The following is a 1,080-nucleotide window of genomic DNA, read 5'->3' on the forward strand; positions in this document are numbered from 1 at the left end:
CTACGACGTGACGGTGGCGCCGGACGGCGAAGCCGGCTTCGACATGGCGGCGACGGCGCCGTACGACCTGGTCCTGACCGACCAGAACATGCCGCGCAAGAGCGGGCTCGAGGTGATCGCCGCGCTGCGCAAGCTGACCGCGTACGCGGACACGCCGATCCTCGTGCTGACGACCGAGGGCAGCGATGCGTTCAAGGACGCCGCACGCGACGCGGGCGCGACCGGCTGGATCGAAAAGCCGATCGACCCGGGCGTGCTCGTCGAGCTGGTCGCGACGCTGTCCGAGCCGGCTGCCTCCTGACATGAACGCGACGAATTCAACCGGTGACCGGGCATGACTCTCGACATCACTCAGTTCTACCAGACCTTTTTCGACGAAGCCGACGAGCTGCTCGCGCAGATGGAGCAGCTGCTGCTGAACCTCGACGTCGATGCGCCCGATCCCGAGGATCTGGCGGCGATCTTCCGCGCCGCGCATTCGATCAAGGGCGGCGCGGCGACGTTCGGCTTTTCCGCGCTGACCGATACGACGCACATCCTCGAATCGCTGCTCGACCGCGCGCGCAACCATGAGCTGACGCTGACCAAGGAAATGATCGACGCGTTCCTGGAAACCAAGGACGTGTTGTCCGACCAGCTCGTCGACTACCGCGCGAGTGCCGAACCGGACGCGGCCGCCGCCGCGACGATCTGCGCGAAGCTCGAACGGCTGAAGGCCGAAAGCGGCGCGGGCGCGCCTGCTGCGGCCGCCGAGCCTGCGCCGGCCGCGCCGGTTGCACCGGTCGCTGCCGTGGCACCCGCCGTCGTCGAACCCGCCGCTGCCGGCGATCGCGCCCCCGACCATGTGGTCGAACAGGCCGTCGCGGCCGCGCATCCGGCGGCCGACGCCGATGCCGGCGGCCCGCACCTGAAGATCACGCTCGTGGGCGTCGACGCGAAGGATCGCGAACTGCTCACCGAGGAACTCGGCAATCTCGGCCGGATCGTCGGCCGCGAGGAAACGGGCGCCGACCTGTCGCTGTGGGTCGAATCGGACGTGCCGTCGGACGACATCGTCGCGGTGTGCTGCTTCGTGATCGA

At 68.9% G+C, this 1,080-nt stretch carries 2 protein-coding genes; both read left to right on the forward strand.

Annotated elements, in window-relative coordinates; genetic code table 11:
• The coding region (locus tag JMF90_RS38140; protein ID WP_201326450.1) for a response regulator at positions 1-301 on the forward strand (301 nt) is incomplete at its 5' end.
• A gap of 33 nt (positions 302-334) precedes the next feature.
• On the forward strand, positions 335-1,080 hold a 746-nt coding region (locus JMF90_RS38145; protein ID WP_201326451.1), incomplete at its 3' end, for an Hpt domain-containing protein.

This window comes from Burkholderia sp. E168m23 (assembly GCF_016586125.1).
GTDB lineage: Bacteria > Pseudomonadota > Gammaproteobacteria > Burkholderiales > Burkholderiaceae > Burkholderia > Burkholderia orbicola.